The organism is Wolbachia endosymbiont (group A) of Pogonocherus hispidulus, from assembly GCF_964028195.1.
Lineage (GTDB): Bacteria > Pseudomonadota > Alphaproteobacteria > Rickettsiales > Anaplasmataceae > Wolbachia.
This window is the reverse complement of record NZ_OZ034750.1, coordinates 496,565-521,413: the sequence shown is the minus strand read 5'-3', so window position 1 is coordinate 521,413 and position 24,849 is coordinate 496,565. Positions and strand designations below refer to the sequence as shown.

23 protein-coding genes and 8 pseudogenes are annotated in these 24,849 nt (G+C 35.8%); 6 read left to right on the top strand and 25 right to left on the bottom strand.

Annotated elements, in window-relative coordinates:
• Positions 1-660: 660 nt before the first annotated feature.
• Together ABWU58_RS02485 and ABWU58_RS02480 are read left to right on the top strand one after the other, a co-directional pair.
• Positions 661-790, top strand: a pseudogene (locus tag ABWU58_RS02485) (IS4 family transposase); the annotation flags it as partial.
• A gap of 178 nt (positions 791-968) precedes the next feature.
• Positions 969-2,079 (top strand): annotated as a pseudogene (locus ABWU58_RS02480) (IS256 family transposase).
• Positions 2,080-2,309: 230 nt separating this feature from the next.
• Here ABWU58_RS02480 and ABWU58_RS02475 read toward each other — a convergent pair.
• From ABWU58_RS02475 to ABWU58_RS02465, 3 genes are all read right to left on the bottom strand, one after another.
• Positions 2,310-3,812, bottom strand: coding sequence for a leucyl aminopeptidase (locus ABWU58_RS02475; RefSeq protein ID WP_353283699.1), 1,503 nt, complete (start codon positions 3,810-3,812; stop codon positions 2,310-2,312).
• Positions 3,813-3,908: 96 nt separating this feature from the next.
• Positions 3,909-4,559 carry a protocatechuate 3,4-dioxygenase gene (locus ABWU58_RS02470; RefSeq protein ID WP_353283520.1) on the bottom strand — a complete coding sequence of 217 codons (651 nt, stop codon included), beginning with the start codon at positions 4,557-4,559 and terminating at the stop codon, positions 3,909-3,911.
• Between the two features lie 5 nt (positions 4,560-4,564).
• Positions 4,565-5,209, bottom strand: a complete 645-nt coding sequence (locus ABWU58_RS02465; protein ID WP_353283519.1) for a hypothetical protein — start codon at positions 5,207-5,209, stop codon at positions 4,565-4,567.
• Between the two features lie 132 nt (positions 5,210-5,341).
• On the opposite strand from ABWU58_RS02465, the gene ABWU58_RS02460 reads away from it, so the two are divergent.
• Positions 5,342-6,313, top strand: a complete 972-nt coding sequence (locus tag ABWU58_RS02460) for an IS110 family transposase (RefSeq protein ID WP_353282680.1) — start codon at positions 5,342-5,344, stop codon at positions 6,311-6,313.
• A 157-nt stretch (positions 6,314-6,470) separates the two neighbouring features.
• Here the strand turns inward: ABWU58_RS02460 and ABWU58_RS02455 are convergent, their stop codons facing one another.
• From ABWU58_RS02455 to ABWU58_RS02420, 8 genes and pseudogenes are all read right to left on the bottom strand, one after another.
• Entirely contained in the window at positions 6,471-7,631 is a 1,161-nt protein-coding gene (locus ABWU58_RS02455) for a recombinase family protein (protein WP_353283518.1), read from the bottom strand.
• On the bottom strand, positions 7,540-7,788 hold the full coding sequence (locus ABWU58_RS02450; RefSeq protein WP_353283517.1) for a hypothetical protein: 249 nt from the start codon (positions 7,786-7,788) through the stop codon (positions 7,540-7,542). The genes ABWU58_RS02455 and ABWU58_RS02450 overlap by 92 nt, the downstream gene beginning before the upstream one ends.
• 254 nt (positions 7,789-8,042) lie before the next feature.
• Complete coding sequence (locus ABWU58_RS02445; protein WP_353283516.1) at positions 8,043-8,852, bottom strand: ankyrin repeat domain-containing protein; 810 nt, start codon at positions 8,850-8,852, stop codon at positions 8,043-8,045.
• Between the two features lie 196 nt (positions 8,853-9,048).
• The gene (locus ABWU58_RS02440; protein ID WP_353283515.1) at positions 9,049-9,774 is read right to left on the bottom strand and encodes an ankyrin repeat domain-containing protein; all 726 of its coding nucleotides are present in this window, start codon (positions 9,772-9,774) and stop codon (positions 9,049-9,051) included.
• 166 nt (positions 9,775-9,940) lie between these two features.
• A complete protein-coding gene (locus ABWU58_RS02435; protein WP_353283698.1) occupies positions 9,941-11,053 on the bottom strand; it encodes a phage tail protein in 1,113 nt (370 codons plus the stop codon).
• A 30-nt stretch (positions 11,054-11,083) separates the two neighbouring features.
• The gene (locus ABWU58_RS02430; RefSeq protein WP_353283514.1) at positions 11,084-11,866 is read right to left on the bottom strand and encodes a baseplate J/gp47 family protein; all 783 of its coding nucleotides are present in this window, start codon (positions 11,864-11,866) and stop codon (positions 11,084-11,086) included.
• A gap of 2 nt (positions 11,867-11,868) precedes the next feature.
• Positions 11,869-12,027: pseudogene (locus tag ABWU58_RS02425) on the bottom strand (baseplate assembly protein W); the annotation flags it as partial.
• Positions 12,023-13,948: a recombinase family protein gene (locus ABWU58_RS02420; RefSeq protein WP_353283513.1), complete on the bottom strand. Its 1,926-nt coding sequence runs from the start codon at positions 13,946-13,948 to the stop codon at positions 12,023-12,025. The gene ABWU58_RS02420 and the pseudogene ABWU58_RS02425, both read right to left, overlap by 5 nt.
• A 244-nt stretch (positions 13,949-14,192) precedes the next feature.
• Here ABWU58_RS02420 and ABWU58_RS02415 point away from each other — a divergent pair, with 244 nt between their 5' ends.
• A complete protein-coding gene (locus ABWU58_RS02415; RefSeq protein WP_353282680.1) occupies positions 14,193-15,164 on the top strand; it encodes an IS110 family transposase in 972 nt (323 codons plus the stop codon).
• 181 nt (positions 15,165-15,345) lie between these two features.
• On the opposite strand, the gene ABWU58_RS02410 is transcribed toward ABWU58_RS02415, so the two are convergent.
• From ABWU58_RS02410 to ABWU58_RS02385, 6 genes and pseudogenes are all read right to left on the bottom strand, one after another.
• Entirely contained in the window at positions 15,346-15,567 is a 222-nt protein-coding gene (locus ABWU58_RS02410) for a hypothetical protein (RefSeq protein ID WP_353283512.1), read from the bottom strand.
• Between the two features lie 16 nt (positions 15,568-15,583).
• The gene (locus ABWU58_RS02405) at positions 15,584-15,874 is read right to left on the bottom strand and encodes a DUF5372 family protein (RefSeq protein ID WP_353283511.1); all 291 of its coding nucleotides are present in this window, start codon (positions 15,872-15,874) and stop codon (positions 15,584-15,586) included.
• Between the two features lie 31 nt (positions 15,875-15,905).
• Positions 15,906-16,106, bottom strand: a pseudogene (locus ABWU58_RS02400) (GPW/gp25 family protein); the annotation flags it as partial.
• Positions 16,107-16,111: 5 nt separating this feature from the next.
• Positions 16,112-16,366, bottom strand: coding sequence for a PAAR domain-containing protein (locus ABWU58_RS02395; protein ID WP_353283510.1), 255 nt, complete (start codon positions 16,364-16,366; stop codon positions 16,112-16,114).
• A gap of 6 nt (positions 16,367-16,372) precedes the next feature.
• Positions 16,373-16,837: a phage baseplate assembly protein V gene (locus tag ABWU58_RS02390; protein ID WP_353283509.1), complete on the bottom strand. Its 465-nt coding sequence runs from the start codon at positions 16,835-16,837 to the stop codon at positions 16,373-16,375.
• Positions 16,824-17,057 (bottom strand): annotated as a pseudogene (locus ABWU58_RS02385) (hypothetical protein); the annotation flags it as partial. The gene ABWU58_RS02390 and the pseudogene ABWU58_RS02385, both read right to left, overlap by 14 nt.
• Positions 17,058-17,327: 270 nt before the next feature.
• Between ABWU58_RS02385 and ABWU58_RS02380 the strand changes: the two are divergent.
• A complete protein-coding gene (locus tag ABWU58_RS02380; RefSeq protein ID WP_353283063.1) occupies positions 17,328-18,347 on the top strand; it encodes an IS110 family transposase in 1,020 nt (339 codons plus the stop codon).
• A 363-nt stretch (positions 18,348-18,710) separates the two neighbouring features.
• On the opposite strand, the pseudogene ABWU58_RS02375 reads toward ABWU58_RS02380, so the two are convergent.
• The 7 genes and pseudogenes from ABWU58_RS02375 to ABWU58_RS02345 form a co-directional block, all read right to left on the bottom strand.
• A pseudogene (locus ABWU58_RS02375) lies at positions 18,711-18,947 on the bottom strand (hypothetical protein); the annotation flags it as partial.
• Positions 18,944-19,468: a phage tail protein gene (locus ABWU58_RS02370; protein WP_353283508.1), complete on the bottom strand. Its 525-nt coding sequence runs from the start codon at positions 19,466-19,468 to the stop codon at positions 18,944-18,946. The pseudogene ABWU58_RS02375 and the gene ABWU58_RS02370, both read right to left, overlap by 4 nt.
• On the bottom strand, positions 19,458-19,766 hold the full coding sequence (locus tag ABWU58_RS02365) for a hypothetical protein (protein ID WP_353283507.1): 309 nt from the start codon (positions 19,764-19,766) through the stop codon (positions 19,458-19,460). Before ABWU58_RS02365 ends, ABWU58_RS02370 begins: the two co-directional genes overlap by 11 nt.
• 101 nt (positions 19,767-19,867) lie before the next feature.
• The gene (locus ABWU58_RS02360; protein WP_353283506.1) at positions 19,868-20,872 is read right to left on the bottom strand and encodes a major capsid protein; all 1,005 of its coding nucleotides are present in this window, start codon (positions 20,870-20,872) and stop codon (positions 19,868-19,870) included.
• 29 nt (positions 20,873-20,901) lie between these two features.
• On the bottom strand, positions 20,902-21,273 hold the full coding sequence (locus ABWU58_RS02355; RefSeq protein ID WP_353283505.1) for a head decoration protein: 372 nt from the start codon (positions 21,271-21,273) through the stop codon (positions 20,902-20,904).
• A 67-nt stretch (positions 21,274-21,340) separates the two neighbouring features.
• Positions 21,341-22,417 carry a S49 family peptidase gene (locus ABWU58_RS02350; RefSeq protein ID WP_353283504.1) on the bottom strand — a complete coding sequence of 359 codons (1,077 nt, stop codon included), beginning with the start codon at positions 22,415-22,417 and terminating at the stop codon, positions 21,341-21,343.
• Positions 22,377-22,886: pseudogene (locus ABWU58_RS02345) on the bottom strand (phage portal protein); the annotation flags it as partial. The gene ABWU58_RS02350 and the pseudogene ABWU58_RS02345, both read right to left, overlap by 41 nt.
• Positions 22,887-23,107: 221 nt before the next feature.
• Between ABWU58_RS02345 and ABWU58_RS02340 the strand changes: the two are divergent.
• Positions 23,108-24,051: pseudogene (locus ABWU58_RS02340) on the top strand (IS110 family transposase).
• Positions 24,052-24,132: 81 nt separating this feature from the next.
• Here ABWU58_RS02340 and ABWU58_RS02335 read toward each other — a convergent pair.
• Positions 24,133-24,717 carry a hypothetical protein gene (locus tag ABWU58_RS02335; protein ID WP_353283503.1) on the bottom strand — a complete coding sequence of 195 codons (585 nt, stop codon included), beginning with the start codon at positions 24,715-24,717 and terminating at the stop codon, positions 24,133-24,135.
• Positions 24,718-24,849 lie beyond the last annotated feature (132 nt).

Genomic DNA, 24,849 nt, shown 5'->3' with positions numbered 1-24,849 from the left:
TTACTAATCAAAAAAAAGGCAAAAGAATCCCCATGGTTGGCTAATTACCTATATTAACTTTATAAATTGGCGTTTTTTATCCTCAACGCCCCAATTTAGCTACTTTTGCAACCAAAATTGTAAACGTTAAGAAATTTACTAATCAAAAAAAAGGCAAAAGAAACCCCGTAGTTAACCAGTTATTTATATGTACTAAAATATCGGCGTTTTTTTATTCTAAAACGCTTGATTAAGAGCGATTTAGCTGCTTTCAACTTGCAACTAACCTACACCGCAAGTGTTTAAGAAATTTACCAAGCAGGAAAAAAGGCAAAGAAACCCCAGGGTAGCTAGTATTTAAATTCTCCCTTGTCAATTTGACGTTTTTTGCTGTCTTAAACGCTTTGTAAGCGCGTTTCGGCTTATATAGATGTTGTGAAGACATAAGGTGCACATAGTGCAAAAAATTAAAAATAAGACGCCAACTACGTTGTTTTTTTGCTGTTTAATCGTATCCGTTCAGCCAATGGCGTCAACTTAAGGAAAAATATCAGTGATTGTGTATAAAACTTCTCTCTAAAATTTTTACCATTAAATTACCCAAAAGCTGCAATAAACAGCACTTTTGTTTCTGTTTTATTTCAACAAAGAAGTCTAAAATGTGTCCTTTTTAGGTGAAACATGCAAAAAGGAAAAAATCTTATTCTACAAATTAAAAATATAATATACTCGAAAACTTTTCAGAGAATCCATTGTGTTGAGTTTCACACGAACAAGAAAACTTCCTTTTATGACAGTATTTTCTATGATGCAGGGTCGAGAACGGGAGTGTTAAATAAACTGTGTCAAACCGAAAAAAAGTAGTAAGTTGATATAAAAAAATGGAGGTTTCACATATGAATCAAAGAATAGCAAATAAAACTACTGGATTGGTAGATTATAAAGAATTAGAAACAAATATCTTATCGTCTATATGAGAAGGAAGACCGTTGACAGGAAGAGATGGAGCATTAACACCATTTATAAAAAATGCTGGAGGCAAGTTTGGAAGGTGAAATAGAAAATCACTTATTAGCTGAAAGTGAAGAGAATAACCGAAGAAATGGGAGAAATGCAAAAACTTTACGTACAAGTGCAGAGCTATTAACACCAAGAGATAGAGAAGGAAGTTTCGAACCACAAATAGTCAAAAAAAGGCAAACAAACCAGAGCTTGAAACGAAGATTTTGAGCACATTTGCCAGTGGTATGGGCTATAGAGATATAGCATCACATGTAGAAGAAATTTATGATCACAAAATATCGGCAGCAGAGATATCCAGTATTACTGACAAACTGCTACCGGTAATCAACGAATGGCGTAGTCGCCCGCTGCAATCAGTATATCTAATAGTGTTCATGGTTTTTTAAGGTCAAAGAGGATGGACATTGCGTAAGTAAATGTATGTACAATATATTGGGCATAGACCAAAATGGCAAAAAAGAAGTACTAGGCTTTTATTTAGCCGAAAGTGAAGGAGCTAACTTCTGGTTGGGAGTACTAAATGATCTAAAAGAAAGAGGAGTAGAAGATATTCTAATTGCTTGTGTTGATGGGCTAAAAAGCTTTCCTGCAGCCATAAATAGTGTATTTCCTAATGCAGAGGTACAGCTATGTGTGGTACATCAGATACGCAATTCTCTAAAATATGTATCTAGCAAAGATGTGAAGATTTTCATGAGTGATTTGAAAAAAGTATATCAGGCTTCAAGTAGAGAAATTGCTGAAAATTATCTGCTTGAGTTGGAAGAAAAATGGGGAGCAAAGTATCCTTTGGTTATAAAATCGTGGCAGAACAATTGGGAAAATTTATCTGGTTATTTCAAATATTCTAGCCCAGTTAGGAGGCTAATTTACACCACAAATCCAATTGAGGGGCTACATAGACAGATCAGAAAATTCACTAAAACCAAGGGCTCATTTACCAGCTTGTACAAACAGGTATATTGTGCTATAAAAAAGGTAGAGCAAAAATGGACTATGGCTTTGCCTAATTGGGCATTAACTATGTCTCAGCTCGACATTTTCTTTCCTAACAGATTGAAAATTGAGTTGAACTAAAAATGCGGTTTGACACAGTTTATTTAACACTCCCGTTCTCGATCCTACATTTCAATAGATCTCTTATTATAATCATTGTTTAAATAAAAAGTTACTCCTTGATATCATTCCAGTGCTTGACCAGAAAAAAAGAAATATGCATCAGCTACTTTCATGACACTATTTGCTGCGCTTCGAAAATGAACGTTCATGTAGCCGCGAGTCAAGCCATAAATCCAGTATAAAGACCTTTAATCATTGGCTTCGTAGTACTTTTCAACCAACTTATTAAGTAACCTTACACCAAAACCTACTGCTCCTCTTGGACAAATGTCAGTACCTTTTTCGTGCCAAGCAGTGCTTGCGATATCTAAATGTGCCCAGCAAGTTTCATTCACAAAACGCTGTAAAAACTGTGCAGCCATTATGCTATCTCCACCAGAGCCTGCAGGAGCGATGTTTTGAACATCAGCAATCGGTGAATCAATAATTTTGTCATAAGTTTCATTCATAGGAAAACGCCATAACTTCTCATTTACTTCATTTCCTGCATCAATCAGACGGTTTGCTAATTCATCATTATTTGAAAAAAGACCAGCATATTCGTTATTTCCAAGTGCAACCACTATAGCACCAGTTAAAGTTGCAAGATCAATCATAAATTTTGGTGAGAATCTGTCTTGCGTATACCATAAAGCATCTGCAAGTATGAGCCTTCCTTCTGCATCGGTGTTCAACACTTCTATCGTCTGTCCAGACATTGAAGTTACTACATCACTCGGTCTTTGAGCATTACCATCCACTGCATTCTCTGCAAGTGCAACCACGCCGATTGCATTTACTTTTGCTTTTCGTCCTGCTAAAGCATGCATCACCCCAACTACAGCAGCAGAGCCTGCCATGTCATATTTCATCGACTCCATACCACGTGAAGGTTTGAGTGATACTCCACCAGTGTCAAACGTTATACCTTTACCAACAAAAGCTATTGGCTTTTGTTCTTTAGAAGCCCCATTCCATTTTATCACTACTAATTTTGGTTCTTTACTACTTCCTTGTGCCACTCCAAGCAAGGCTCCCATTTTTTTCTCTTCCATCTGCTTTTTATCAAGCACTTCGATTTCAAGGCCAAGCTTAGTAAGTTCTTTTTTTATATGATCAACATAGGATTCTGGATATAGAATGTTAGGAGGCTCTGTTATAAAAGAGCGCGCAAGGAATATACTCTCACCTTCTTGCCTTAAGTGCTCAAATGATCTTTCAGCATTACTTAATTGCTCATCTTTTACTAATACGGTAATTTCCTCTACCTCTGTAATTTTCTCATCCTTTTTAGTTTTATACTTATCAAACTTAAAACTATACAGAAACGCACCATATGCAATATTTGCTGCACTACCTTCGATTAAAATCGCTGCTTTCTTAATTTTTAATCTGCTTAGCTCACAATATATTTTACCACCAATATTTAATTCTTTATTTTCATTCCATTCATCCTTCTTACCAAGTCCAACAACTATGACATTTTTTTCTTCTGGCAAAGTAGTAGAGAAAAATTCACCAAAACTTCCATTGAAATCGCTAAATTGCTTTATATTATCTATGATCTGTTTTCCTTGCAAAACTCCGCCATCATTTACGGTTTCGTTGTCCTCAAATAAACCCGTTACTATTGTTTTAAAATCGGGCGAAATTTTAGAAATTGTTATTTTCATTGCTGGCATCTCCGTTGCAAATAATTGTAAACTGTACATAAAACATAGCAAAAACATCAGTAAGATATTTTTCATATACATCCTAAGTACAATAACACTCAAGTTTACTATGGACTCCCTTACATGCAAGGGTTTTTATCTTTTATTAGAGAACTTATTATATCCGCCCAAGGTAATGTTAAACGTATAGGTTTTTATGACCTGATCACTGTAAGTAAATGGTGTTATGAGAAGGCTTGCAAGCCCATTACTAACAAAATCTCCAAGAACAGGATCAGCACAATTATCGCAATTATGGTCAGCAAAAAACATTTGCGTTGTGAATTCCGGAAAATCTGGATGTTGAACTAGAAAGTTGATGTGTGGAGCTCTATCACTAATTTTACCAGGTGCTATCGTAATAAAATTATAATAGCCAAGATTATTCACTACAAACCTTCCTGATCCAGCAAAATTCGGATCGAGTTGATTATCCTCTATATTCTTATCGTAATGGTTCACGCCGCGTGAATTTGCGTGCCATATAGAAACTACAGCATTTTGTATTGGTAAACAGTTTATATCAGTAATTCTACCCACTATGTGTATTAATTCTCCTGTTGCATTATTTGGAGAACCAGGTTTTCTTCTTAAATTGTTTGAAGAGTTAAAATTTTTTGGCCTTGCATCAAGGTCATATATTTCTGGAGTTTCAATGCAGTTGAGCAAAACAGGATCAGCTGCAAATAGCGGCAAACTGAATACCGTTTGTACTAAAAACGCTAATAAGATATTTTTCACATTCATTTCATTTATAATAGACTTCTTGCATAACCATATAACAAACTTTTATTGGAAATAGAAACGAAAAAACTTGCTTGACAAACTCCGCCAGCCCCCTTATCATGGTGTGTAGTACAATGATACAAATTAAGAATTCCCCCATCCTGCGCTAGTTCTTCGATCTGAAATCCTACTTCTACCTGATCACGACCTATCTTAATTTGTCCTATCAATGCTTTAATAATACCACGTTTAGTTCCCCAATCTAGCTGTTCCAGGTTCGATTTTACACTAGAATAAAAATTTTTTATGCTATTTATAATAAGACTTATTCCTTTTTCTACTGTCTTCTGATCAACTACCTTTTTTTTCTCTTCTTCTATCCCTTGTAAGCGTTCTTTCATTTTTCTCATTGTCTGTTTAAATTCTTCCTCGCTTATATATCCTTTCTCTCCTGCATTTTCTTGACTATAATAATCTTCCATTAATTTTTCGATACCTTCTTTTATTTGATTTTCTCTTCTTGCAAACTTTTTCTCTGATGATTCATCATTTTTATTTTCTAATACTCTACGTTGGTATTCCTTATATGTTAAAAATAGGTTTTTATAAGTACTACAAAGTAGTAATGTAAAGACATACAGAGAAGAGGAACCGTGTCCAGTCTTGGTCATAAGGACCGTAGTATAGCAAGGTTTTCTTCTCTGGTTTATACTGAAGTTCCGAACAACTGATTGAGTTTTTAGACTCGTATATAAGGGTGGAAAATACAGTATATATTGTTTATCAACATTTACGGAGGAATTATGAATTCATCAAATATTATTGCTGGCATTGATGTTAGCAAAGCTAAACTTGATATTCATATCCATCCACTTGGATATCATAAAGTATTTGAAAATAACGTGCAAGCTATTGATCAAATACTCGACTTTTTACGTTTGCATAATGTAAGCAAAGTTGGTCTTGAAGCAACAGGTGGATATGAAAAATTATGTGCCTATACTTTACTAAGCAATGGTTTTGAGGTATATGTTATTCAACCTAGATGGGTTAGAGATTATGCAAAAAGCCTTGGCGTTGCTACTAAAACCGATAAAATAGACTGTAGTATCATCTCACGTTATATTAATAATACAGATATGCGTGTTACTCCTTTAAAAGTTAGTAATGTTGATTGTTTGAGGCAAAAGCTATCTCGTAGAAATCAACTTGTAGAAATAGCAAAAATACAAAAAACCCAAGCTTACCAGGTAACTGATATATCCATAATAAAACAAATGGAAGAGCTACTTGCCATTTTACAAAATCAAATCCAAGCCTTAGAAGATGAGATGATGGAGTTGATTGATCAAAGTCAAGAGCTTAAAAGAAAATACATATCAATAACTAGTATACCAGGTGCAAGTAAAATCACAGCTATTACTATGATTTGTTATCTACCAGAACTAGGGACGCTTCAAGAAAAGCAAATATCCAGCCTTGCCGGGGTTGCACCTTTTAATCGAGACAGTGGTTTTAGTAAAGGAAAAAGGTGTATTCAAGGCGGTAGGTCACAAATTAGAACAGTTTTGTATATGTGTATTCTTAGTGCGCGGGAATGGAATTCTTACATAAAAACTTTTTTTGATAGGTTGTATAATCAATATAAAAAACCATATAAAGTTGCTTCTACCGCTGCTATGAGAAAGTTACTTTTACTTGCTAACTCCTTGGTAAGAGACGGTAGAGTGTTCACTGAGGAATATAGCCCTAAGTCTACTTCTCTAGTAAGTTAGTGTAGCTGTGGATAAGTACGCCCACATAAACTATAAGTACTTATACACAGCTACATCAATTAAGAGTTATAGCTTATATTATGTAAAAATACATTGAAGAGCACATTATATTTAACGGGCTAAATTTCTTTGATATTTTTCATTTTTCTATTGACTTTTAACACAACTGCTTTTTTATCATCTCTGGGTTTTTTAGTACATCTTTCACCTTTTCCCATACAGCTATTTCTAACATATCTGCTCGGACTAATTTATTGTTACATTTTTCCTCATCATCAGTAATACGTACTACACTACTACAACGATAATAGCTATACGTTTTTTCTCCATCCCTATGATGCACACCACTATACGCATTTTTGCAGTCTTGACATATAGTTAGACCTTGTAGTAGATTTATCTCTTCCCTTCCCTGCATTCTTGCTCTTTTTCTATTTTCATCCAGTTGCTTTTGTACTTTGTTAAATAATCCTTCATCAACTATTTTTGGTACTGGTATATAAATCCAACTTTCTTCATCTGTACGATAAACAGAAACATTTTTTACCTTTTGTTTACTTTTTTTTCTTGATATTCTTTCAACCCTTTTTAACTTACCAAACGCTGCTTGTCCCTTATACGCTGGGTTTCTTAACATCTTCCAAATTACTATTGGACGCCAAACCTTCTTTCCAGTTCTTGTTCTTATTGACCTATCTCTTAGTCTTCGTATCGCTTCCCTTATGCTTATTCTTTCTTGTCCTATCCACATGAATATTTGCCTTACTATTTTTGCTTCTTCTTCATTAATTTCAATTTGTGTCTTCTCTCTATCTACATGCCTTATACGCTTATAACCAATAGGCACCATATTAATTACACTTACACAACCTTGCCTTGCTCTATGGAGTTTTCCTCTACGACTACGTTCCATAATAATTGTACTTTCACGTTCTGATAATAACCCTTTCATTCCCAGCAATAGTTTAGAATCTGGATTATTTTCAACCTTATAATCTAAGAATATTACTTCTACTCCTGCTTTCTCAAACTCTTCAAGTAATACCATTTGGTCTGCAGATTTCCTTGACAACCGGTCAGGTGAATGAATATAAATTTTATCAATTTCACCTTCTGCTACTTTGTCACGTAACGCATCTAAACTTTCACGCTCTAAAATCCACCCACTAGCACCATTGTCCTTAAATTCATACTTATCTAATAACTCATGTTTATCCGCAGCAATTCTACACTTGAGCTCGGCAATTTGGCTCTCTATTGTATTGTTCTGCGCTTGTTTCTTCGATGAAACTCTCGCATATAATGCTACTGTTGTCATTTTCTTTCACCTCCTTTTCATTGGTTCTTTTTACCGCATATCTTAGTAACAGCTCGTAAGCGTCTGCTAGATGTTGCTCTGCTAACTCATCAGGCTCATATCGACAAGTTACAGTTAATACCTTTTTTCTCATAGTTTCTCCTGTAAATGTTTTCATAGTTCAGGAGCCTTACTACTCCCTTTTTCCATAAATCCATTACTCTTGCGAAAAAGACGCAACTGTTAACCTTCGTTTTGTTTTACTTTTATGCACAATTTTGGAAACACATACGCTATCTTTCATCAATTGAGCACTCTCCCAAATCATCAAGCTTCTTTTTTCCCTCTAATGATAAAACTTCCTTTTTTTCCATATTATTCCTATTATCTTGTAGCCAACCTTTTACTCCCTTCTCTTACAGAAAGCTCTTTTTATAGCTCTTTTATCTTCTCATCCATATCTTCTAGCTCTTTTTCCACTTCTATCAGTATCTTCTTGACCAATGGTGCTTCTTCTAGCTTTTCCCTTATTTCTTCAAACCTTCTTTCTCCTTTTTCTTTTAGGTTTAGGCTCAATATCGCATCTACTGTCCGCTCCGATAACTCCCTTAGTTTTTCTAGCAACTCTTCAGTTCTCGCATAATACATTGCTGTTTTGCCAAATTTATCCTTTTGCTCTACATTTGCTCCGGCTTTTACTAGCTCTTTTATTATCTCTTTTGTTATCCTTCCTTCTCCTGTTTTGCATGCTATATGCAGTGGTGTGTATCCTTTATGATCTCTCGCATTTACTTCTCCTCCCGCTTCTAATATCGCTCTCACGTTCCCTATTTCCCTCATAAATACTGCTTCATGTAGGGGGGTCCTTCCTATGTAGTTCCCAGTATTAACATTTGACCCTCCTTTTATTAGCTCCCTTACCGTCTCTTCATATCCCATTAGGCTTGCATAATGTAATGCCGTATTTCTTCTACCGTTTCTAGCATTTACATCTGCTCCTTCCTCCAACAGTACTTTTACATTCTCTACCTTTCCATAGAATGCTGCTAGGTGTAATGGTGTTTCTCCGCTTTTGTTTTCTATATTTGTTTTTGCTCCTTTTTCTATCAGTAACTTTATTACTTCTGGGTCTGACACTTGTGCTGCTTGGTGCAATATTGTGCAACCTGCTGCGTCTTTTTCATTTATTCCACGAAATGAATTCTCCTTTAATTTTTCCAGTCTTTTATTTAAATTGAACATTTTAGTTACCCCACTATAAAAACCACAAAATTTTAGTGCTTGGTAAATTTTTTTTGTTTACCTACCACTATTCTAGCTATGCCTGTTTTACCATCAAAAGCAAGTTTTTTTTTTGCTAAATATACACATTTTTTTCGAATATTATATTAAAATGTAAATCTATATACTTAACCTATTAAACAAAAGCAGACCTGCCTTACCTTTCATCAAGTTCTTTAATCATAGTGTTCATCTTGCCCACCACCCTGCTTATTACGTTGTTAAAATCTTCTATTATTAGCGACTCATCTCTTTTTCTTATTTCTTCTAAACTTACTACTTTCCCTTTTAACTTTGGTAAAAATCTTCTACTCCATACATCTACCATTTCTCCAACTGATTCCACTATTTCATCGCATATCTCTGCTCTATCTCTTACTACACCTCCTTGCTTTTCCAGGAATTTCTTCACCTCTTTATTCTTTTCATTGTCCATTAGCCAATACATCGGTGCATTACCAAATTTATCAGGCTGATTAACTGCAGCTCCTGCTTTTACTAGCTCTTTTATTATCCTTTCTGCCCATACCATACACGCAAGATGCAGTGGCGTATATTTGCTCATTCCTTCAGTAGCATTTACTTCCGCTCCTTCCCTTATCAGCTCTTTTACGTTCTCTAGACGTTTCGCCGATACTGCCCAATGGAGCGGTGTAAAACCTCTGTTATCTGTCGCATTGACGTCTGCTCCCTTCCTGACTAGAAAACTTACCTTTTTTCTTGTCGACATTCTTGCTGCCTTATGTAGTATCGTTTCTCCTTTTTCATCTTTTTCATTAATATTCTTAAACGAGTTCTCTAATAATTCATAAAATGACTTATTAAAAGCTTCTCTTTTTTCCTTGCTAAACCTCATTTCATACCTCACTATAAAAACATACATAAAGTCGCCTAATTTGGCTCATTCTAGCGTAAAGTAAACTTCTTATGTTTACCCACTACTATTCTAGTTATGTCTGTTTTAGTATAAAAAGGCAAGTCTTTTTTCGCGTAGTACACCTTTTTTAACTAAATACTAATATAGTATATGAAGATATAAATATATATGCTTAACACATTAAACATATAACTTGTGTCTCTTTCCAAGACCTGCTCAAGTGACGATGTTCGTGCCATGTTAGTACACCTGGGTAAAACACCAAAATGTAACTTTCTAACTCGTGTATTGCATCCTTTTGCTTTAAATCTAAATTGTTTTCAAAATGAACATAGTGCTCTGCCACACCAAATCTTATAACTTTCTGGTTGGTAAAATCTTCTACCTTGTAGTGGTGAGTAACGCTAAACCTTTCTAAAATTGGTTTATATTTTAAATTCCACAGTTGTTCAGATAGTTTGTGGTCATTCAAATAGAACTTTTCTCCACATTCTTCTACACTTGTAACCGGAAAACATGCGTTTATTTCTCCTAAGTTCCAGCTATCTGATAATACTATCTGCGCTTTAGCAAACTTAATTGCCGGTAATAAGCTTTGTGGTAGAGGATATAACGTTTTTAAATTATTCCACTGATGACTTCTTTCATAAATACCGTTATAATTCTTTGTGTGAGGCTCGGTTTCTCCAAGTATTGCTACATCTAGGCGATATATATCATTGCTCAAAGCTTGTTCATAATGATCGCGTAGATAGTTTTCTACAATCCTAATAACTGGACCATGAGACCTGAAAAAATTTACTCTTCCAAATGATAACACTGGTCCATCTTTTTCTATTTTTACCCCCGAATAGTCAGAAAGAAGATCTCCAAATAAACTCTCATCCAATATAAATCTCTGCGCATTATAATAATCGTTAAAAATCCTCATTAGTCTCGATCTTGCAGGTAATGATAGTTTTGCTAGTTCTACTACTGCATCTACAAAGAAATCATTTGGCACATTCGTTATTCCTACCTGCAACTCAAAGAAATGTTCTCCTGGTGGCTCTTCAATGATCGTAATATCTTCTATACTCGCCCATTTCAGAGCTATTTTTAATGACGCAGGTGTTCCTCTTAAACGCTGAAATTTTACTCCTTCTACTACGGCTTTTCTTTTGTCTTTTACCCAGCGTAGAATTTCTTCTAACCCGTATTCTTCAACCAACCACGGCAACCCTAGGCTAAATTTAAATCCTTTTATGCTGCTTGGATCAACTTTATAATTGATTGCATCAACCAGCGCTTTTTCCTGTTTTGTTGCGTTTGGGGGTTAATTCAACTCAACATTTAAACTTCTTAAGGCAGCGCACTCATTCCCCAGTACCACAACATCTTCTCTTGGCTCGATTAATTCCACGTTTTCCACGCCTTCTATAAATAGATTTGCTATAATCCACGACCTTGTTATACTCCATCCCAATCTTTTCGTTGTTTCAAATTTTTCGATAAATTTTTTCTTCACCGTTTCAATAATATCTGGTCTTTTAATACTAATTCTGCTGTGAATATCTATTTCAATAATATTGCAACTTACCACTTCAATTGTATCTGTTAAAATCCTCACATCCTCCCTGTTTAGCTGATTTTTGACAATTTCTAGTAATTCTTCTTGGGGTATGCCAGTTGTGGATAATTCTGTTGATAAGATTGAAACTTGTACTTTTCCTGGTACAGGTGATTCTACTAATGCATCTTTAACTCTCGTATCTGCTGATAATGCATAATACCGATAACTTCCTCCTGTGCTCCAGCCAACTATCTTTGCTTTTACCCTCTTTCTAAATCGTTCATCATCTTCTTCTTTCTGCCTCTCCACTCCATAAAACTCAGCTAAATTATCAAGATCTTCTCCCATTGCAAACTTCAGTACATTACTTTTTACTGCCTCATTTATTCTTTGTCTCAGCAAAAGTTCTTGCCATGCTGCTACTTCTAAAATCTTCATCGCTGGGTCACTTTCAATTAGTGCCGTAAAACTTTTATCTCGACTTATTAATTCTTCTTTCATCCGAGCAAAAATCTCTTCGAAGTTCAGTGGCTCAGGCTGCTGCATCTTTATACCACAACTCCATCAAAGCGAATCTTTTCCCCCATTGGTAAGTACAATCCTTCCAATTTAAGGGTTACTTTCCCTTCTTTCACTTCTGTTATTTTTACTTTTTCTAACTTAAATCTCTTTTCCCATTTTCCCAGTGCTTCCACCGTAACTTCATAATACACCTCCTTCAATTTGTTTTTGGGATTTTAACCTTGCAGTTGCTATTTTAGATGAATTCTCAACGCGCTTTTTTAACTCTAGCTCCTGCTCCGGATTTAGAGATATCCAGAATTTCAAACCAATACGTCGCGCATTGATAAACTTACGTCCAATCCAATAACGTACTACGCCATTACTTACATTAAATTTTTCTGCAACTTGTTTAACTGATAACTCCTCAGGATTTTTAGCACACATTGGAATCTGGTGTTTAAATCTAATCCAATTAATACAGCTAACAGTGAAAGGTTTACCTCTGTTTGTGACCAACCCTTCCTTATTTAATTGGTTAACAATTTGTTTATCAGACATAGTTATTGCTAATTGCTTTATTCGATTAATCGTCTCTTCTGAGTGTTTATGCGATAACTGTACTTCTAAATCCTCTGTGGCACCTGTTTGCCAGCATATATGCAATATTATTTTTTGCTTATCGCGTGATTTTTCAATAGTGATATCCTTTATTAGAAGCCGCAAAATACGCTTTCGATCCTTTGCATTTGTTGACTCTGCATTCCATAAGTGTGGCAGGTCTTTAGCTAGCGCTAGTACTTGCTCTTTTTGTTGCTTCGTTGCCATAAGTACGTTCTTTTGTTTATACTCAGCATACTGGACCTGTACTTCTTTTAACACAGTCAAAGCTTCATTCCAACGTTTTTCTAAAGTTGCAGCTACTAAGCGATTTGCTGGATCTACTTCCTCGTAACGCTTCTGTGCTAACTGTACCTCATAGTCTGCCCTTTCTATCTGCATTTGCCATTGCCTGTCTAGCATGTAGCTTCGCTGTTCCAATTCCTCAAACGCTTTTATGGCAATTTCAATTTGTGCTGGCTCCATTACTGCTAATGCTTTTTCTACAACAGCTTCATCCAAGAAATCTCCACGAACATGAATACAACTCTTACTACCACACGTTACTTTCCAATTACACTGGTAACCATGACAAATACCTTTTTTTCCTTTATATCTTACAATAAGTCGACGACCGCAGTAGCCACAAATCAATAATCCCTGCAATAAACCTAACCCCTCTCGTACTGCTGTAGGTAACATATTCTCTTCTTTATTTGCTTGATTGTTTTTTAAAATCTTCATACTTGTTATGTATTCTTCCCACGAGATATAACCTTTATGATGATCTTTAATAATTGTATGCCAAGCTTTTATTGGTAAGCAAGTTGTTGTTGTCTGAACCTGGCCACTACCTGATAATTTCTTTTTACTTTTATAACGTCCATAAACATAAGCACCTGCATAACAAGGATTTTTTAATATCTGACATATCCTAGAGGGTGTCAACGCTCCCCATATTAGCTTTCCTTTCCAAATACCTCGATATTCCCTCTTTGGAAACTGAATCTTATGTTGGATGAAATAATTAACTACTCCATAGGCGCTGCCCTTTTCTTTAAATACCTTAAACAATAATTGAACCACCCTCCTTACTTGCTCATCATCGTCAAGCTGAGTATAACCTCTTTCATCATAACAAAATCCAACCGGTAGAGAGAATCTAAGCTCCCCTTTTTTAGCTTTATTTATCTTGCCTCCCTCAAGTCTAGCGCGAATTAAATGTAACTCTGCCTGTGACATTGTTCCCTTGAACCCTAGCAGTAATTGGTCATTGAAGTCGGTAGGATTATAACAACCATCTTCATCAACAATTAGTGTACTAGTTAAAGCACACAATTCGAGTAACTTATGCCAGTCACTACAAGCTCTAGATAACCTAGATGCTTCCAACACAAATACTGCCCCTACTTCCCCCATTGATACATCTGCAATTAACGTTTTAAAATCCTTTCGGTTACTAGCCTGAGTTCCTGAGATTCCTAAATCACCATCTAGAATTCTGATTGCACTCTGATGCCATCCCATTTGCTGAGCTTTATCTTGCAATCTTATATGTTAAAAATAGGTTTTTATAAGTACTACAAAGTAGTAATGTAAAGACATACAGAGAAGAGGAACCGTGTCCAGTCTTGGTCATAAGGACCGTAGTATAGCAAGGTTTTCTTCTCTGGTTTATACTGAAGTTCCGAACAACTGATTGAGTTTTTAGACTCGTATATAAGGGTGGAAAATACAGTATATATTGTTTATCAACATTTACGGAGGAATTATGAATTCATCAAATATTATTGCTGGCATTGATGTTAGCAAAGCTAAACTTGATATTCATATCCATCCACTTGGATATCATAAAGTATTTGAAAATAACGTGCAAGCTATTGATCAAATACTCGACTTTTTACGTTTGCATAATGTAAGCAAAGTTGGTCTTGAAGCAACAGGTGGATATGAAAAATTATGTGCCTATACTTTACTAAGCAATGGTTTTGAGGTATATGTTATTCAACCTAGATGGGTTAGAGATTATGCAAAAAGCCTTGGCGTTGCTACTAAAACCGATAAAATAGACTGTAGTATCATCTCACGTTATATTAATAATACAGATATGCGTGTTACTCCTTTAAAAGTTAGTAATGTTGATTGTTTGAGGCAAAAGCTATCTCGTAGAAATCAACTTGTAGAAATAGCAAAAATACAAAAAACCCAAGCTTACCAGGTAACTGATATATCCATAATAAAACAAATGGAAGAGCTACTTGCCATTTTACAAAATCAAATCCAAGCCTTAGAAGATGAGATGATGGAGTTGATTGATCAAAGTCAAGAGCTTAAAAGAAAATACATATCAATAACTAGTATACCAGGTGCAAGTAAAATCACAGCTATTACTATGATTTGTTATCTACCAGAACTAGGGACGCTTCAAGAAAAGCAAATATCCAGCCTTGCCGGGGTTGCACCTTTTAATCGAGACAGTGGTTTTAGTAAAGGAAAAAGGTGTATTCAAGGCGGTAGGTCACAAATTAGAACAGTTTTGTATATGTGTATTCTTAGTGCGCGGGAATGGAATTCTTACATAAAAACTTTTTTTGATAGGTTGTATAATCAATATAAAAAACCATATAAAGTTGCTTCTACCGCTGCTATGAGAAAGTTACTTTTACTTGCTAACTCCTTGGTAAGAGACGGTAGAGTGTTCACTGAGGAATATAGCCCTAAGTCTACTTCTCTAGTAAGTTAGTGTAGCTGTGGATAAGTACGCCCACATAAACTATAAGTACTTATACACAGCTACATCAATTAAGAGTTATAGCTTATATTATGTAAAAATACATTGAAGAGCACATTATATTTAACGGGCTAAATTTCTTTGATATTTTTCATTTTTCTATTGACTTTTAACACAACTGCTATACTGTCTTTCAGTACTTTCCTGATTGAGCCTTACCTGTCCCATTGTTGACTGTCTCAAATAAACATAGGCTAGTTTTGATGTATGATGACTCTGAATTTTGTGCGCTGTCATTATTTTTACCCTCCGTTTTAATTGTTTGCTGTTCTTTTATCAAGTAGTCATTTAGCATGTTTGCTACACAAATAGCTATTTGTGTAGTTTCTACGGAGGTTTTTTGTTCCGATTGCATAATTTCTTTCCCATACTTACACCAATCGTTGATCAATCTCCTTTTTGTTTGCTGTTTGATCTAGATCAGCAACCAATTTAACCAATTGTTGAAGATGAGAAAATGACAGAGTAGGCAATGAACCAGTGATTACCTTATAAGGATTAGGGTCTGCTTTATCTGTCCAGTCACGTAAGATAGTTATTATACCACCTGCTAATGTTTTTAGATTAAGTATGTCTCGGTCATTACACCTTCTTGTCGGTATTATTTGAAAACGTTGTCCTTTCCATGGATGAAAAGGATGAGTAATAGTAACATATTCCAAACTCTCATTGTATTTTAGTGCAGTTGATTCTAACCGTGTCTGCTATCGCCGCATAAATTTCTAACGAAAAATCACGATTTATTGGTCGATCTACTAATTCAAGTAACCTCGATCCATATTCCCTGCGCATGATTCTGCTGCCTATCGGAGTGGTTAATATATCAATTATTGATTGTTTCAGATGGTCTAAACCTTCTAGTTCCTTCCCACTAGTAGCACTCATACCACGCATCTTTTTTACCCTGCAAATACATTTTTGCTATCACCCATCACATGGAAACCACACGATACCAAGTCTCCTGTTCTCGTTACCCCAATACCATTCACAAATACGCTGTTTGAACCTTGTGTTATCGTCTCTCCCAGAGTTACAATATCACCTTTTCGACACACAGATCTACCGTTTACAAAAACGTCGTTACTACCACTCATACAAAAATGCAGCGGTATTCCTGTACAATGATCTCCTATACTCACAACGGATTTGCTCATTTTTCTTTAGTTTAAATCTATTCGTTTAGCGCTTAATTTTATACCACCCTTGGTAATCTTCACACTTGATTCTCCTACTTTCAACGTTATTTTATCTACTACATCAATCTCAAGATGATGATTCTCCTTGTCGTACGATAATTTTGTTCCATCTTTAAATACTACACTACTTACTTCTTTTTTACTTTCCGGAGGAGGATACTTTTGCTGATAAATTGCCGGTAACACCACCCCTAATGACAACTCTCCATATGGCGATAATACCATCACCTGCTCATCAATATCTGGCGCAAACCAACTTCTATCTTCTCCTGCTCTTGCCGTTACCCACGGAAGCCAATCGGTTATAAATTCTCCTACTTTTATCCTTACTCTTGCTTTTTCATAGTCTACTTCTTTAACTAGACCTATGCGAATAATATTCGCTAACTTCCTATTCAGCTCTGCAATCGCAAAATTATGGTCCAACATCTATTTCGATAACATGTGGCGTAATACCTCCTGACCATATAGATTTTCCTGTATGTAGCTCGTGAACCCATTCGACCAACCACACTAGATATGCATCTAATTCTGGCCTAAAATCATCTCCTCCTGCTGATATAAATTCACCTGCTGAAACATTTTCCACGTTCCAAGTGTTTTTATTTACTACTCTTGCAACTTCTGTTGCTAATTCTCTCACAACTATCGAGATGATATGAATTGTTATTGCTTGGCTGGAAGCATGAGAAGATAATAACTTCTCAGAGTGGATAGGTGGCAGGTTGAAAGGATTCATGAGGCCCTATTTTGCTTTTATATGCAATAATGGGATTAGACCTCGTTACCGAGATTAACCGCCCCTGCCACCGAAAACCATCGTGCAGCCCATAAAATTTGGTGACCGCGTATAGGAGGTTGGACCAACCGGTAATATTCTACTCTGATATTTTGTAGTATTCAATAAGAGGGAAAATTTATGCGTTACATAGGTGTTGATTTACACACTAATAGCTTTACTGTTTGCTACTTAGAAACAGGAAAGCAAGAATATATTCGCACATTTCACTTACAGGACTTGGACAATTTCGTTGAAGGTCTTAAATCAGAAGATGAAATAGCTTTCGAAGCTACAGGTAATAGCTGTTTCTTTTATGATGCAGTGTCATCTTACGTCAAGCGCGCAGTGATAATTGCACCCTGGCAATTTGAAGTTATTCGCCGCTCTGTAAAGAAGACAGACAGGCATGATGCAAGAGCTATTGCTTTCTTTCTAAGCAAGGATATGTTGCCTGAAGCGAGATGTAAAAGCAAACAATGCCAGCAGTTAGCTTCTCTTCTTCGAACAAGAGAGCAGTTAGTGAAATCACAAGTATCTCTAATCAATAAAATGCACGGTCTTTTTAATTATCATGGGATAAAAATTAAGAAGGAAACGCTGACAACTAAAGCTGGATTTGAACGCTCTATTCAAAAACACAATTGGGATTATATAGAAAAGATAGAGATTGAAGTAATTAGCTATCAACTGGAAGCTATTCGAGAAAACCTCAAGAAGCTTAAAGAAGAAATTACCGCTTTTGCTAAACAACTTCCTGGGTTTAATAATATTATCAGTATTAAAGGTATTGGTGCAATTTCTGCAGCAGTTTTTATCACGACAATTGGCGATATTAATGATTTTAGCAATCCTGAAAAGCTCACTGCTTATTTCGGAGTTGTACCATCAGTTTCTCAATCTAATCAGCAATGTACTATTGGAAGAATCACCAAATATGGGCCAAAAATGGCACGAACTTCTTTAGTACAGTGTACCTGGGTCGCTATACGATATAGTCCTTACCTGAAAAGTTTTTACGAGCATGTGAAAAAGAAGCGTGGTTCTGCTAAGGCTATTATTGCAACTGCTAGAAAATTTCTAACAACCATTTTCTATACACTGAAAAGGAAGTGGATTTTTGAAGATTTTACAAAATTTGAATTTTTTATTGAACAATAATTGTAAGGGAAAATATGATACCTTAGTTTTTATAAGCCAAATGAATATGTGCTTTAAGTGTATGTAGACGCACATATTCATTAGCTACATTAATTTAAAAAATATTAATTAAAAACTTAGTATTAGTATTTTTGTTGTCAATGAAACAACTTTTGATCGAATAAGATGGTACAGTAATAAATAAAAAATTGCATTAGAGCTGAATTTTACATCAGAAAATGTTTTAAGTAATACAAAAAATCATTATTGACTTTTATGCAATTGAGAGCTACCGATTTCTGACAGACATTTTCTACACACTTAAAGACAACCGGGTTTTAAAGATTTTACAAAATATGAAATTTCTTATTGACAACAATCATAGGAGGAATCCTCGACTGTTCCATCAACTACAATTCTCGCTTCAAATCTTGCTCTCAGCGCAAACTCCTCTGTTCCCGGATCTTTCCCTGGTTCTAAACTTGCAAGCTCTACAAACAACGCTGGCGCTAATAATTCTTTTCTTATTGTTGGATACACTTCACATGTCTGTATTGCTGGTATCTCTTCCCTGAGCTTATTACAGATTGTCTCATGTAAACCTTTCCAAAATTCTTTCATTGCTTCTTTAAAAGAACATTCAACTCATGCTCAAAATATTCCTCAAACACTTTTCCTGTTTTATAACTAGCCATTTCTTTTACTATCTTTTGTACATTTTCTCCGATCGGTACAGTAACTTCATGAATCGGCAAGGCTGTCCTTCCTCTTCGTCTAAAAATACCTCTATGTCCGGTTGGCATCTTAGCAATAAATGCTCCTTCAAACATATGTTTCCCTGCCTTTGCTCCTTTTGCCATTTGTTTCATATCACCAAGCTTTGAAGATTTTACTCCGTATAACCCTATCCTTACTAGAGCCCTCTGATAATTTCTTGTTGCTCTGATTATCCATAATCTTTTTCTGATTAATTGCCGTTTTATTTGCGTATCTTTACTTAGTTCTTTCGTAGCTTGCTCTTTTGTCCACAATGCCGTTTTGTTTAATGCTCTTACTGTTGCTCTTGTTATCTTAGCTTGGCTAGCTTCAATACTTTGAATTATTTTCTCAATGCTGCCGCTTATTCCAATTTCAACACGCATTTGACGCTTGAATTTTCCACAGTATTCCCGAATTATCCCTAAGCGGCGGTGAATGTACTTTGTATCTACGGTTACCAATAATAAAGACATCTCCTACCATTGGCTTTAATATATCAAAAATGCTGACCTCAAGTATTAACATTTCTCCGATAAATTGTCCTTCACCAATCTCGTATAATTTATCTGGCTGTTGCTTCAATATTTGTACCATATATGCCTTATCCTTTGACTCATACAACGCTTGCTGCCCTAGATGTGCAAAACAGTCTTTAAATAATCTTTTTATTTTTTCTTGCATCTTTTTCCTTTATGCACTAATCTCTACATGTACGCTAAGAAGGGGCATACTGGTAGAGCAGTCTCATGCCTCACCATTTTGTAGTTGCTCTACCAGTATTGTTATGCTGCAGCGATTTTAACTAATATCCCCGGGCGATGGCACATTGGTAAAGGATTTGACTGAGTATGTAAATCGGTCCCTCTATCAAATCTTCTTGGCTCTTGTTTTGCATATAATGGCTGACCAAGAGTATTTACCGTTTCATTAAAGTCCGCTGGCGCAAAGTATGTCGTAAATGTGCTTGCTGTTCCTAGTGGAAAACAATGTCCGGTATTTCCTTCAATAAATCTTCTTACGTTTCCTTCAGGATCAGTTGCTTGCCCTCTATATTCCTCAAATGTTATTCCACAGAACGTAAATCCTGATCTCATGTCATTCCTCAGCGCTGCCCCTTCTTGCCATCTCTCGTATGCTTCTTTTACTTTGGTATGAGAAGTTAAAGCGTCAAAAAACTCAGGACTTACTAGCGCATGAATCCCAGTCATATATTCACCACTTAAGTTATCTTCAACATGGCGCAATACTTCCAGACACTTACGTTTTACATCAGTGGTTGCTGTTCCCAGTGCAAAATTTACTACTTTCGGTGTAATTTCAAATTCGTTGTAAAGATTTAACAATTCACTGCCATCTGCATCCAGAATAATCCCTTTCAACGCCCCCATCCGCAAATGTTCTAACGTTATCGCGTGTTTGTTTCTCATCATCTGCAAATGATCCGTTATTACATCTGCCAATGCTTTCAGCTCATTCTCTGACCCAAACGCCCTTATTCCTTGCACTTCCTCAGGCAACACTACATCATCATGGGGAATATGCGGAATGGTAAAAGTTCTTACCTTTCTCTTTCCGCGCTTACCCACTGTTGCTGGTGCTCCTGGCACTTGCGTTGGTAATAAAGTTAAAACTCCTTGGTGTTCTTCTATCGTAATATGACGAAATCTTACTGACCTACTTGGAAATAAATTTAAATTTTCTGTTCGACCATAATTTATCGGCAATATGTTCATTGCATTTGTTAATGCTGTCATACTAAATGCCGGATTTGTAAATGGATTTTGCATTTTTCCCCCTGTGTGTTTTTAATAGTTTTTTAAGCCCCTTTGCGAATGATAATGCCTCGTGCGTCAAGTTGTTTTATTGCTGCAGCTTTCTGCTCTTCTGTGATATTTGCTGGCCACACAACCGCATGATCAGCTAGCATTGCAACACGAGTAATAATTACTGCTTTAGTATTTTCTATTGCATTTACATCACTTACTATTACACCTATCGCTGTTTGTGTGCCATCTGTTCCAGTGGGATTAAGTACTCTAATAAAACCATCTTCCGTCTTTTTGGCAACTACTGTACCAAGTTTAATATTTTGACCTTTCGCTACAGTTATTTGGTCTCTTGAATATAGACTTGATGCCTCATACTTTAATAAGTCACCCAGATTATTTTGTTCGCTTATACAACTCATAAATTTCTCTCCTTAACTGCTTACCGCCGCTTTTATCAATGCTATATACGGCGGTTATACAAATACTTTAAATGTTTGATTGCGCACGACTTTTCGCTACCTGCATCATCAATTCTTCTCCTGAATTCTGTGGTATTGCACTCAGTATCTCTGTCTTTTTCGTTCGCTCTGCAAGTAATTCCATTAAAACCTCCCTTGCTTGCTCAACACTTACGCCCTGCTCAATAAGTTCTCCTATTTTCTCTGGCATTCGTGATAAGTTACATAAACGTACTAATTCAAGAACTTCAGTACGATACTTAGTTAAATTATTAGTTTCTAGGTCAGTTATAGTTTGTTCGTTCATAGTAATACTCCTGTTTTTATTAATAGATTTAAACTCTGAAAGAATTGTAATTCCATCCGCAAGGCCTATCTCTACTGCATTTTCACCAAAATATAGCCCTGCTTCAGTATTTTTTATTGCCTCTACAGAGAGGTTTCTATTCCGTGCTATTAGCTCAACCAGCATTCCATACAAACGGTTCACTTCGCTTTTCAGGTTTTCTAAACTTTCAGACGTCATTGGCTCATGTGGATTTAAATCATTCTTTCTACTTCCTGCAAATACTGTGGTATATTTTATTCCTTGCTTTTCATCAAACCCACTTTGATCTATATGACTTGCTATTACTCCTATACTTCCTACCCCTGAAGTTCTGCTCACAAATACCTTTTCAGCGCTAGAGGCTATAGCGTACGCAGCAGAATATGCATCATCATTTGCTATTGCAATAATTCTCTTTTTTGTTCTTGATTCATAAATAAAATCAGCTAGGTCAAAGACACCGTTTACTTCCCCTCCGGGACTGTCTATGTCAAGTAGAATCGTCTCTATGCTTTTATCTTCTAAAGCACTCTCTATCTCTTCATGAATATTTTCATACGAAGTCATGTCTAAAATATGATCAAAAGCTTCTGTTTTTTTAGTCAAAACTCCATAAATACTTATTATTGCTATTCCTTTTGGGTTTATATGAAAATGCTTTAAGTTCTTAAAGATAGGTTGTTTGCTGTTATATAATGATAGTAGTTCAAAGCTTCTTCTCTCTACCATTACTGGTTTATTTATCCACACCACTTCCTCCCCTTTTATGATTAACATCAGAATCGAAACAAAGTCCAAAAGAATTAGCTCGCTTTTGATCTTCTGCTATTTCTTGGTCAATTTCTTCTACATCGTAACCCATTTCTGATACTACTTCCGATCGACTCTTAAATCCATTTCTTACTGCCATTTGCTGTGCTTGCTGATCTTTCAGTGGATTCACCCAATCAAATCCCTGTGGTATCCATTTTACATCTTTAAATATTTGATTATCTGTTGTAGAAAGCTCTCCAGATAAAGTGGCAAGTTCTAGCCATCTACTCCATACTGGTCTGCAAAATTGGAATACTATAATGTTGTGTTGCAGCATAGCACATCGACGACGAAATTCTATTAATCCCGCTCTGATTGATGAATAATTAACACCGGTTAAATCTCCTGTTAGTTGCTCATATGTTATCCCTGTACCAATCGCTATTGCCCTCAGTTGCTGTCTCATAAACGCTTCATAACTTCCTCCAACATTGTAAGTTAAAAATATGATATAAAGGAGATAAGAGGGAAGATAACCCTACTCACTATAGGAATAGAGTTATCACGGGCGTGTGCGACCGACCAACTGTTGGTATTATAACCGTTCGGATCAAGGTACACTAGCCCATCTCTCGATACGTTTGAATAGTTGCATGGGACATATGTATGCACCCGTTTACAATCTTAAATTAATTAAAACTAATCGAGGTTATTATGATTACATCTTATCAAAATTTTATTGGCATTGATATCGGAAATTTAAAAATGTTGTTGCAGTTCACAAACAGAAGAACGCTGTCGAATTCGACAATGATACTGCTGGCTGGCAACAATTGTTTCAAGATTTTTCAAATATCTTACCTAATTCTTTAGTAACTCTGGAAAACACTGGAAAATATGAGCTTGGCTTAGCACATTTTCTTGTTGATAAAGATATTGCTGTACATCGAGCTAATACTCGCAAAGTAAAAAGCTTTGTTCTATCTCATGGAACTTTAGCAAAGTCTGATCAATCAGATGCAAGAGCCCTTGCTCAGTATGGGTTTGAACGCTATAGTACTCTATCTCTATTTGCACCTATGTCAAAAGAACAAACAACCTTAGTTGCACTTTGTCAACGTCGTGATGACATTACAAAAATGAGAGCTCAAGAGAAATCTAGGCTTGCAGCACCTGAAAACGACCATATAAAAGAAAGCTGTCAGAAAACTATTGAATTCTTTAATAGCCAGATAGATGAGCTCAACAATACCATACAAAAAATTATTGATGAGAATCCAGAGTTACAAAAGCGCCAAAAAATCCTTAAAACAGTTCCAGGAATAGGTGCAAAATTATCTCAAGATTTTCTGTGTCTAATGCCAGAACTTGGTTATGTAAGTAGGGGAGAAATTGCAAGTCTTGCTGGAGTTGCACCTCATCCGAAAGAAAGTGGTAAAACTATTGGTTATCGCAGAATAAGTGGTGGCAGAAGCAACGTTCGTGAAAAGCTTTTTACAGCTGCGATGTCTGCTTCAAGGTCTAAGTCTGCGCTTGGTGCCTTCTATTCAAGGCTTGTTGGTAAAGGTAAAAAGAAGATGGTGGCTATGACAGCTCTAATGCGTAAAATCATAGTAATTGCCAATGCGAGGCTTAAAGAAGCAGTCAATGTGAATTAAAAAAATCTGCATAGAAAATAGGTTAACGAATATGTGGATAAATACGTCTACACACATTTAAAGTATTTATACACATATTCGTTAACCATAAGATCTAAGCAGTAACTGTTGTTTGATACAAAATTTTTCTATGATTAAGTTAGGGTTTTTATTGTCAAAAATGCACTTTTTACTCGAATAAAAAACAAAATTACAAACAAAAGTTGTAATGAAACTAAATTCAAAAAATTTTAAAAAACATAGTTGATCTGAAGTTAGAACTAATAACAAACCTTTACCACCAACTTTAAGGTAGTTTTCATTTGATGCTTCTTTTAGTACATCACTATCAGCATTTTTAGGATTAGGTGTCGGAAAATTTTCTGGTAGCTCCTTAGCATCTGTTTCAGATGTATTAATTACAGGTCCTTGAGGTTCGTCTGGCGCTGCTGGTGGTATTGATTGATCAGGATTAACTTCATCATCTAGAGTTTTTGGTGTTGTAGTTTTTGATTGATCACGCTCCTCACCTTCTGGAGACTCTCCTTGCTGTGGTGTATTTTGTTGAGCAGTACTTGCTTTACCACCAAATAACCACTTCCAGCCTGATGAAATTTTTCTTGCAACCCATGAAATTCCTGTGTGATCAGCAATCCACTTAAAAAACTTTTTTATGTTTTTCCACATATTTTACCTCTATTATTAATAATCAATAAATAATATTTAAGTATCACACATTAATTTCAACTTGTCAATCTTTCTCTTATGGAAAGAAAGTATAAAGAAAAAAAGAGCACCTATAAAAGGTGCTCCTTTGTG